The organism is Streptococcus mitis (assembly GCF_003944325.1).
In the GTDB taxonomy this organism is placed as follows: Bacteria; Bacillota; Bacilli; order Lactobacillales; family Streptococcaceae; genus Streptococcus; species Streptococcus mitis_CW.
The window spans coordinates 72,820-83,410 of record NZ_RJPX01000004.1; the positions used below are offsets into that span (position 1 = coordinate 72,820).

Consider the following 10,591-nt stretch of genomic DNA (forward strand, 5'->3'; position numbering starts at 1 on the left):
GGTTATCATGGATATTAGACAAGTTACTGAAACCATCGCTATGATTGAGGAGCAAAACTTCGATATTAGAACCATTACCATGGGGATTTCCCTTTTGGACTGTATCGATCCAGATATTAATCGTGCTGCGGAGAAAATTTATCAAAAGATTACGAGCAAGGCAGCTAATTTAGTGACTGTTGGTGACGAAATTGCAGCTGAGTTGGGAATTCCTATCGTTAATAAGCGCGTATCGGTGACTCCTATTTCTCTGATAGGGGCAGCGACAGATGCGACGGACTACGTGGTTCTGGCAAAAGCGCTTGATAAGGCTGCGAAAGAGATTGGAGTGGACTTTATTGGTGGTTTTTCTGCCTTGGTACAGAAGGGTTATCAAAAGGGAGATGAGATTCTCATCAATTCTATTCCTCGTGCTTTGGCTGAAACGGATAAGGTTTGCGCGTCAGTCAATATCGGTTCAACCAAGTCTGGTATTAATATGACGGCTGTGGCAGATATGGGACGTATTATCAAGGAAACGGCAAATCTTTCTGATATGGGAGCGGCCAAGTTGGTTGTATTTGCTAATGCTGTTGAGGACAATCCATTTATGGCGGGTGCCTTCCATGGTGTTGGGGAGGCAGATGTTATCATCAATGTCGGCGTTTCTGGTCCTGGTGTGGTGAAACGTGCCTTGGAAAAAGTTCGTGGACAGAGCTTTGATGTAGTAGCCGAAACTGTTAAGAAGACTGCCTTCAAGATCACTCGTATCGGTCAATTGGTTGGTCAGATGGCTAGTGAGAGACTGGGTGTGGAGTTTGGTATTGTAGACTTGAGTTTGGCACCAACACCTGCTGTTGGAGATTCTGTAGCACGTGTCCTTGAGGAAATGGGGCTAGAGACAGTTGGTACGCATGGAACGACGGCTGCCTTGGCCCTCTTGAACGACCAAGTTAAGAAGGGAGGAGTTATGGCCTGCAACCAAGTTGGAGGTTTGTCTGGTGCCTTTATCCCTGTTTCTGAGGATGAGGGGATGATTGCTGCAGTGCAAAATGGCTCTCTTAATTTGGAAAAACTAGAAGCCATGACGGCTATCTGTTCCGTTGGTTTGGATATGATTGCCATCCCAGAAGATACTCCTGCTGAAACCATTGCGGCTATGATTGCAGATGAAGCTGCAATTGGTGTTATTAATATGAAAACAACAGCTGTTCGTATCATTCCTAAAGGAAAAGAAGGAGACATGATTGAGTTTGGTGGTCTATTAGGTACTGCACCCGTTATGAAGGTCAATGGGGCTTCGTCTGTCGATTTCATCTCTCGTGGAGGACAAATTCCAGCACCAATTCATAGCTTTAAAAATTAAGAAAATAGGAGAAATTGATGAAAAAAGAAATGAAACATGCTTTAGTAGCTTTAGGACTGTCGACTTTACTAGTCCCAACTTTTGCCAGTCAAGTAGTTTATGCGCAGGAAGAAAGCCATGAAACTACTACTAGTGTGAGCCCAGAAGAGGTTAGGAAAAAAATCGAGGAAACTAAAAACGATTTACAAAATTTTAAAGAGCAAGTAAAACATCGTCTCTTTGAACAGATTGATAAAGAAAAGTGGGACACAATCTCTTTTTCTCAGAATGATGTAGATTCTATTAAGAACGAGATTCAAGAAGTACTTAACAATAATTTGAGAAGTTTTATAGAAAATTTAGAAGAAAGAGGAAATTCTGAGATGGGAAATCCTCGATTTCTAGAGTATTTTTTAGCTAGCATACCTGAAAGTGCAACTAGATTTAAAGAAAGTCATTCAGAAAGAAGTTTTGAAATAGATAGACGATTAAAGTATAGTATTACCGAAATTGCTATATTGAAGAAAAGGGATATTCTCATTTCACAGATTAAGAAAAATCCATATTATACCAACTCTGAAAGTGAAGAAATGATATCCCGTGTTTCTTATTTTTATGGAAATTCTCATAATTCGGGGATAGATATTAGTAATGATAAGTATTTATCATTAGATAATAATAAAGACGATATAAATGCTTATATTAAGAAAGTAGCTTTATTCTTATCTAATAATCATCATTCAATTTCAATAATACCTACTGAAAAGAATATCCGAGAAATTAATGCTGTTGCTTTTATGGAGAAGACAGCTATTAGTAATGATGATACACTTTCGAAATCAGATAAGATTTCTATGTTTAGTAAGATTGATGATATAGTAGAAGAAGCTGTTAGAAAGATAAAAACAGAAGCGTATATACGTGAGGATGGTAATTACAAAAATAGTAGAATGTTATCTCCTGAAGAGTTATCTGTCTTTACTAAGCGTATCGAAGATGTTTACCAAGGAAAAGCTAAGCCTAAGGTTACGAAAGAAGAGGCCATTCAAGCAGTTTCTACTGGGACTTCAACCTCAGCTTCAACTTCATCTCAAGTTACCGTTACTGCTGTTGGAGAGACTAAGAAAAATCATCAAGTAAGTAACTGGTTTAAAGAGTCTGGTAAATGGTACTACAATGACCTTTCTGGCAATCTTGTAAGAAACCGTTGGGTAGGCCGTTATTATCTAAAAGCAGATGCTTCAATGGCTGCGAGTGAATGGATTTATGATGAAGATTATAAGAGCTGGTTTTATGTCGATTCAACTGGTAGTTATGTAGAGAAAGCTTGGCAGGGAGAATATTACCTAAAACGTGGCGGTTACATGGCTAAGAGTGAGTGGGTATTTGATTCTCAGTATGATAGTTGGTATTATCTGAACCAAGACGGCAAGTGCGCTCGTAACCAATGGATTAAGGATGGAGATAAGTGGTATTACTTGTTAGCTGATGGGAAATTGGCAAAAAACATGACTATTAACGGTTATAAAGTAAATGAAAAAGGTGAATGGGTATAATTTTTTAAGTTCTATTTAAGGTTAGCTGTGTATACTATAATCATTAAATAAAGACCTCCTAATATTATTTGAAACAGATAACACTGATTTAGTTTGAATTTGATTTTCATCTAATATCTTTATTTAATAGAACTCCTAAACTTTTTCATAATAATCTCCTGCAAAAGTCACCTGTATGGGTGGCTTTTGTTTTATCATCCATGATATAATAGAGACAAACGGAGGACGGAAAATGGTAAAAGTACGATTGTATTTGGTACGTCATGGTAAGACCATGTTTAACACGATTGGTCGCGCGCAAGGTTGGAGCGATACTCCCTTAACAGCTGAAGGTGAGCGAGGGATTCAAGAATTAGGAATCGGTTTGTGCGAATCTGGTCTACAGTTTGAGCGTGCTTATTCGAGTGATTCTGGTCGCACCATTCAGACAATGGGAATTATCCTTGATGAACTTGGCTTGCAGGGAAAAATCCCTTATCGCATGGACAAGCGTATCAGAGAATGGTGTTTCGGTAGTTTTGACGGAGCTTACGATGGCGATCTTTTCATGGGCATTATTCCTCGTATCTTTAATGTGGACCATGTTCACCAATTATCTTATGCTGAACTGGCTGAGGGTTTGGTAGAAGTTGATACAGCTGGTTGGGCTGAAGGCTGGGAAAAACTCAGTGGTCGAATCAAGGAAGGTTTTGAAGCGATTGCCAAAGAAATGGAAGAGCAAGGTGGAGGCAACGCCCTTGTTGTCAGCCACGGAATGACCATTGGTACTATTGTTTATTTGATTAATGGCATGCATCCGCATGGTCTCGATAATGGTAGCGTGACGATCCTTGAATATGAGGACGGGCAGTTTAGCGTTGAAGTTGTTGGTGACCGTAGTTACCGAGAATTAGGGCGTGAGAAGATGGAAGAACCCTCTATTTAATCAGTCTAGGTTTACTTGCTATGAACTAGGGATTTGATAGGAATAACAAGATAAGAAAAAACAGCCGAGAGTAATTCTTTCGGCTGTTTTTGATGGGGAAAACTAAAGTGTAATGCTGTTGCTTTTAGAGATTTTCATAAACAAGAGCAAGGAACCTACTGTTAGAACAGTCAGGATAGTTGACAAGGCTGCGGCTACACCGTAATTTCCTCTGAGAACCTCTGTATAAATAGCTACAGTCATTGTTCTTGTTTTGACATTGTAGAGGAGTATAGAAGTAGAGAGTTCTGAAATCATTGTGACCCAAGATAGGATGGCTCCAGAAATAATACCAGATAGCATCATTGGAGTTGTAATCTTGGCAAAGGTATTGAGACGACTACTTCCTAAGCTCTCAGCGGCTTCTTCAATACTTGGGGCTATTTGTTGCAAACTAGCAACAGATGAGCGAATAGTATAAGGTAATCTTCTGACAGATAGAGACATAATCAAGATGAAAGCTGTCCCTGTAATCATAAGAAATCCACTTCCAAATAGACCAGTATTGAAGGAAGAAATGAAGGCAATCCCTAGAACGGTTCCTGGTACAATATAAGGAACCATACTGAGGCTGTCAATTAAGTTTGTAAACAAATTCCGTTTTCTAACGGCTAGGTAGGAGATAAATGTTGCGAATAGGACAACTAGAACTAAGGCAATCAAAGGGATACGAATGGTATTGAAAATAGCAGATCCCATACGATTGAAAGCTACCTTGTAACTGTTTAGAGAATAACCTTTGACAAATACCATACCTGATGTTTTTAGGAAAGAAGTATAAATCAAGTAGACTTGAGGTAGAACAGAGAACAAGATAATTCCGTAGACTGTTGCATAAATGGCAGCCATTTTTCCTTTTGTAGTTTTTTTAGGCTCAATTGGATGGAGCGAATTCATGCTGAAACTGTAGCGGTTTGAAATGTATTTTTGGATAAGGAAAATCGCCAAGGCAATGATAATCGCCATAACTGCTAAAGCAGATGCAAAGGCAGAATTTCCTCCAACCTCGCTAATAAATTGGGTATAAATCAGGACAGGGAAAGTCCGATATCCTTCACCAATCAACATAGGCGTTCCAAAGTCTGAGAATGCCCTCATAAATACAAGCAGGGCAGCAGCCAGTAAGGTTGGAACTAGGAGAGGTAAAATAACCGTTACGATACGCTTAAATCCGAAGGAACCCATGCTTTCAGCGGCTTCAAGTAGAGAATTGTCAATACTTTTCATTGTCCCAGCAACGTATAGAAATACCAGTGGGAATAGTTGCAGTGTAAAGACAAGTACAATTCCTTTGAATCCATAAATATCGATAGCTGGAAGATGAAAGGTATTTGTCAGGAATTTTGTGATGACCCCATTTCGTCCTAGCAAGAGAATCCAGGAGTAGGCTCCCACGAAAGGAGCTGACATGGAAGCAATGATAATCAATATTTGTAGAAATTTCTTTCCCTTGAAGTCATACATGGAAAAGAGGTAAGCTAATAAGGTTCCTACAACCAAGGAAGTGACAGTAGCGGTAATTGAAACCTTGAAACTGTTGACGAGTGTCTCAGAGTAGTAGGCTTTACTAAAGAAAGTGACGAAATTAGCTAGTGAGAATTGTCCTTCATGTATGAGTGCTTGCTTGAGCACGGTAACGATAGGATAAACGAGAAAGACAAGATAGGTAAGAAAGATGAAGAAAGAGGAGACTGTCCAAATATTTAGTTTTTTACGTTCCATGGTTGACTCCTTTTATCAGGTTTTGAGAACCATCTGCAGAAAAGACGTTTAATTTTTGAGTATTGATTCGTAGACGAATACGATCGCCTTTTTGTAGATCTTCTTCAAAAGTTGATTCTTCGCTAACCTGAATTTTTGAGGCAAAACCTGTCTCAATGAAATACTCCGTATTTAGTCCAAGATAGACGCTATCGCTAATAGTTCCTTCAATATCTCCAGATTCATCTTTGATAAACTCTTCAGGACGAATGCTTACATGAATAGCTTGTGCCTCAGCCTGATCAAGGGCTGGTATTCGAAGGGCATAGCCATCTGAAAAGACGATATAAGCGCCGTCGCTCCGTTTTTCAAGATTGGCAGGGATAATATTTGTTCGTCCGATAAAGGTTGCTACAAACTCATTAGCTGGTTTATGATAGAGTTCTTTTGGTCGGCCGATTTGTTGGATCACCCCATCTTTCATAACAGCAATTTGGTCTGAAATCGCCATGGCTTCTTCTTGGTCGTGGGTCACATAGACGGTTGTAATTCCCACTTCGTGTTGGATTTCTCGAATGGCTTGACGCATATCCAAGCGAAGTTTGGCATCTAGGTTACTAAGTGGCTCGTCCATGAGGAGAACACTTGGATTAACAGCTAAGGCGCGTGCCAAGGCGACACGTTGTTGTTGTCCACCACTAAGTTTATCGGGCTTCCGATCCGCATATTGAGCAATTTGCATGAGTTCAAGATATTTATTGGTTTGTTGGATTAATTCTTCTTTTGGAACCTTCTTTTGCTTGAGACCAAAAGCGACATTATCTCGGACAGTCAAATGTGGGAAAATAGCGTAGTTTTGGAACACCATCCCGATATTGCGTTTGCTGGGTTCCATATTATTGATTTTTGTATCATCGAAGTAGAATTCTCCGCCTTCGATACTGTTGAAACCTGCAATCATACGAAGAAGGGTCGTTTTCCCACAACCTGAAGGACCAAGGATGGTAAAGAGACTTCCTTTTGGAATTGTAATGTTCAAATTCTCAATAACAGGGACATCGTGATAGATTTTTTTGGCGTTAATAATTTTGATCTCACTCATAGTGAACCTCTTTTACTGTTTAGATTGGATATCTGTAAAAATGTCATTGTATTTTTTAAGAATAGCAGATTTATTTTTAATGACATAATCTGAATCTTCGGTGGCAATCTTGATTTCTGTCATGGCCTTCATATTTTTATTGGTTTTAGCATTTTTACGAATAGGTCTGATTGTAGTTTCAGTTCCTAGCTTATCTTGGATTTCTTGAGAAAGGATGAAATCGATAAATTTCTTAGCGTTTTCCATGTGTTTGGCATTTTTGACGATGGCCGCGTTACCAGGTAAAAAGACGGTTCCTTCTTTTGGATAAATGACTTTTACATCAACTCCGTCGTTTAAAAGTTTTAAGGCAGGATCTTCATAGGTGAGCCCTACAGCCATTTCCCCATCGGCGACAGCTTTGTAAACATTTGAAGAGCTAGATGCAATTTTTCCATCTACTAGGGTAAATAGATTTTTCACATAGGTCCAAGCTTGTTCATTTTCGTATCCACCTTGGTCTACAAGCATGTTTGTTAGTTGTGCAAAGGCGCTAGAAGCGTTACTAGGATCAGCAGTAGCGATTTTTCCTTTTAATTTAGGATTGAGTAGATCATTGTAGCCTTCAATTTTAATATCTTTTGTAAGGGCTGAATTGGCAATGATAACACTGACATCCAGTGTGTAAGGTGTGTAGAATCCTGTTTTATTTTGATATTCAGGGCTTATCTGGTCGTTTTCTTGGGAAATATAAGGTTCAAAAAGTTTTTCGTTAGTAGAGAAGAGAGCGTAGGAGCCTCCGAAAATGACATCGGCTACAGGTGATTCTTTTTCGGCCTCAGCTTTTTTGAACAATTCACCCGTGCTGGCTTGTACTAAATCAACCTTAATACCATATTTTTCTTCGAAGGCAGGGATTGTCTCTTCGATAAGGTCTTCAGGGTTAGGCGAGTAGATAACCAAAGCATTATCCGAATCTGTTTCAGTGTTAGTTTCCGCTTCTGTTGTTGAAGAACATCCTGATAACGTAAGAAATATCCATCCACAAGAGAGAAAGAATAGTAATTTTTTCATAAGAATCTCCTTTTTTACGAACATTTTCACTCCGCGATTTGATTAACATTTATAATTTGCAGAGTTCTATAGGATATAATAAAAACCTTAAAAAAATCTAAAACGAGAAATATGAGTTAAAGAGGCTAGGGGGAAGAAAATGGAAGAGACAAATAATCGATATAAGTTAGCTCCAAGTGTGAGCTAATTTTTTATAATGCTACATAAGCTGGATTTGCGATTCAGTATTTCTTGCCATTCAAGCCCTAAAGAACATTTCTCGTCTTTCAAATTCCCTCAAAAATGGTATAATAGTAACATCACAAAATTGGAGAGAGACCATGAGTTTTTACAATCATAAAGAAATTGAGCCTAAGTGGCAGGGCTACTGGGCAGAACATCATACATTTAAGACTGGAACAGATGCCTCAAAACCGAAGTTTTATGCTCTTGACATGTTCCCTTATCCATCTGGGGCAGGTTTGCACGTAGGACACCCAGAAGGCTATACTGCAACAGATATTCTCAGCCGTTACAAACGTGCGCAAGGATACAACGTCCTTCACCCAATGGGTTGGGATGCTTTTGGTTTGCCTGCAGAGCAATACGCTATGGATACTGGTAATGACCCAGCAGAATTTACAGCGGAAAACATTGCTAACTTTAAACGTCAAATCAATGCGCTTGGATTTTCTTATGACTGGGATCGTGAAGTTAACACAACAGATCCAAATTACTACAAGTGGACACAATGGATTTTCACTAAGCTTTACGAAAAGGGCTTGGCCTATGAAGCGGAAGTGCCAGTAAACTGGGTTGAGGAATTGGGAACAGCTATCGCAAACGAAGAAGTTCTTCCTGATGGAACTTCTGAGCGTGGTGGCTATCCCGTTGTCCGCAAACCGATGCGTCAATGGATGCTTAAAATCACGGCCTATGCAGAGCGTCTGCTTAATGACTTGGATGAGTTGGATTGGCCAGAGTCTATCAAGGACATGCAACGTAACTGGATTGGTAAATCAACTGGTGCCAATGTAACCTTCAAAATTAAGGGAACAGACAAGGAATTCACAGTCTTTACCACTCGTCCTGACACCCTTTTCGGTGCGACTTTCACTGTCTTGGCTCCTGAGCATGACTTGGTTGATGCGATTACAAGCCCAGAGCAAGCAGAGGCTGTAGCAGACTACAAACACCAAGCTAGTCTCAAGTCTGACTTGGCTCGTACAGATCTTGCTAAGGAAAAAACAGGAGTTTGGACTGGTGCTTATGCCATCAACCCTGTAAACGGCAAGGAAATTCCAATCTGGATTGCAGACTATGTTCTTGCTAGTTATGGAACAGGTGCGGTAATGGCTGTACCTGCTCATGACCAACGTGACTGGGAATTTGCCAACCAATTTGACCTTCCAATCGTAGAAGTACTTGAAGGTGGAAGCGTAGCAGAAGCTGCCTACACAGAAGATGGACTTCATGTCAATTCAGACTTCCTAGATGGATTGAACAAAGAAGACGCTATTGCTAAGATTGTGGCTTGGTTGGAAGAAAAAGGATGTGGTCAGGAGAAAGTTACCTACCGTCTCCGTGACTGGCTCTTTAGCCGTCAACGTTACTGGGGTGAACCAATTCCAATCATTCATTGGGAAGATGGAACTTCAACAGCTGTCCCTGAAAGTGAATTGCCACTTGTCTTGCCTGTAACCAAGGACATCCGCCCTTCAGGTACAGGGGAGAGTCCATTGGCTAACTTGACAGACTGGCTTGAAGTGACGCGTGAAGATGGTGTCAAGGGTCGTCGTGAAACCAACACCATGCCACAATGGGCAGGTTCAAGCTGGTACTACCTCCGCTATATTGACCCACACAATACTGAGAAATTGGCTGATGAGGATCTTCTCAAACAATGGTTGCCAGTAGATATCTACGTGGGTGGTGCAGAGCATGCTGTACTTCACTTGCTCTACGCTCGTTTCTGGCATAAATTCCTCTATGACCTCGGTGTTGTTCCAACTAAGGAACCATTCCAAAAACTCTTTAACCAAGGGATGATTTTGGGAACCAGCTACCGTGACCACCGTGGGGCTCTTGTGGCAACCGACAAGGTTGAAAAACGTGACGGTTCTTTCTTCCATGTGGAAACAGGAGAAGAATTGGAACAAGCGCCAGCCAAGATGTCTAAGTCCCTCAAGAACGTTGTTAACCCAGACGATGTGGTAGAACAATACGGTGCCGATACCCTTCGTGTTTATGAAATGTTTATGGGGCCGCTTGATGCTTCAATCGCTTGGTCAGAAGAAGGTCTGGAAGGAAGTCGTAAGTTCCTTGACCGTGTTTACCGTTTGATTACAAGCAAGGAAATGGTTGCAGAAAACAATAGCTCTCTCGACAAGATTTATAACGAAACCGTTAAAGCTGTCACAGAGCAAATCGAATCTCTCAAATTTAACACAGCAATTGCCCAACTTATGGTCTTTGTCAACGCTGCCAACAAGGAAGACAAGCTCTATGTGGACTATGCCAAAGGCTTTATCCAATTGATTGCACCATTTGCACCTCACTTGGCAGAAGAACTTTGGCAAACTGTTGCAGCAACAGGTGAGTCAATCTCTTACGTGGCTTGGCCAACATGGGACGAAAGCAAACTAGTTGAAGACGAAATCGAAGTCGTCGTCCAAATCAAAGGTAAAGTCCGTGCTAAACTCATGGTAGCCAAAGACCTATCACGTGAAGAATTACAAGAAATCGCTTTAGCGGATGAAAAAGTCAAAGCAGAAATTGACGGTAAGGACATCGTGAAAGTGATTGCGGTACCGAATAAATTAGTTAACATTGTTGTGAAATAAGATAGGAATCCTTCAGAGTAGAATCTGGAGGATTTTTTATTTGACAGGAAGTTTCTATTTTGTTAATAT

At 40.4% G+C, this 10,591-nt stretch carries 7 protein-coding genes; 4 read left to right on the plus strand and 3 right to left on the minus strand.

Going from position 1 to position 10,591, the window contains the following annotated elements; translation table 11 throughout:
• Positions 1-7: 7 nt before the first annotated feature.
• The 3 genes from D8787_RS02610 (at position 8) to D8787_RS02620 (ending at position 3,805) form a co-directional block, all read left to right on the plus strand.
• Entirely contained in the window at positions 8-1,345 is a 1,338-nt protein-coding gene (locus D8787_RS02610) for a PFL family protein (RefSeq protein ID WP_125420570.1), read from the plus strand.
• Positions 1,346-1,362: 17 nt separating this feature from the next.
• Positions 1,363-2,880, plus strand: coding sequence for an N-acetylmuramoyl-L-alanine amidase family protein (locus tag D8787_RS02615; protein ID WP_125420572.1), 1,518 nt, complete (start codon positions 1,363-1,365; stop codon positions 2,878-2,880).
• Positions 2,881-3,112: 232 nt separating this feature from the next.
• Complete coding sequence (locus tag D8787_RS02620; RefSeq protein ID WP_125420574.1) at positions 3,113-3,805, plus strand: histidine phosphatase family protein; 693 nt, start codon at positions 3,113-3,115, stop codon at positions 3,803-3,805.
• Positions 3,806-3,907: 102 nt separating this feature from the next.
• Here D8787_RS02620 and D8787_RS02625 read toward each other — a convergent pair whose 3' ends face one another.
• Genes D8787_RS02625 through D8787_RS02635 form a run of 3 tightly spaced genes read right to left on the minus strand, consistent with a single transcriptional unit; the run spans position 3,908 to position 7,700 of the window.
• The gene (locus D8787_RS02625) at positions 3,908-5,566 is read right to left on the minus strand and encodes an ABC transporter permease (RefSeq protein ID WP_125420576.1); all 1,659 of its coding nucleotides are present in this window, start codon (positions 5,564-5,566) and stop codon (positions 3,908-3,910) included.
• Positions 5,556-6,647, minus strand: coding sequence for an ABC transporter ATP-binding protein (locus D8787_RS02630; RefSeq protein ID WP_125420578.1), 1,092 nt, complete (start codon positions 6,645-6,647; stop codon positions 5,556-5,558). Before D8787_RS02630 ends, D8787_RS02625 begins: the two co-directional genes overlap by 11 nt.
• Before the next feature lie 12 nt (positions 6,648-6,659).
• The gene (locus tag D8787_RS02635; RefSeq protein WP_125420580.1) at positions 6,660-7,700 is read right to left on the minus strand and encodes an ABC transporter substrate-binding protein; all 1,041 of its coding nucleotides are present in this window, start codon (positions 7,698-7,700) and stop codon (positions 6,660-6,662) included.
• A 320-nt stretch (positions 7,701-8,020) separates the two neighbouring features.
• Here D8787_RS02635 and leuS point away from each other — a divergent pair, with 320 nt between their 5' ends.
• Positions 8,021-10,522, plus strand: coding sequence for a leucine--tRNA ligase (gene leuS / locus D8787_RS02640; RefSeq protein WP_125420582.1), 2,502 nt, complete (start codon positions 8,021-8,023; stop codon positions 10,520-10,522).
• The last annotated feature ends 69 nt before the right edge of the window (positions 10,523-10,591 follow it).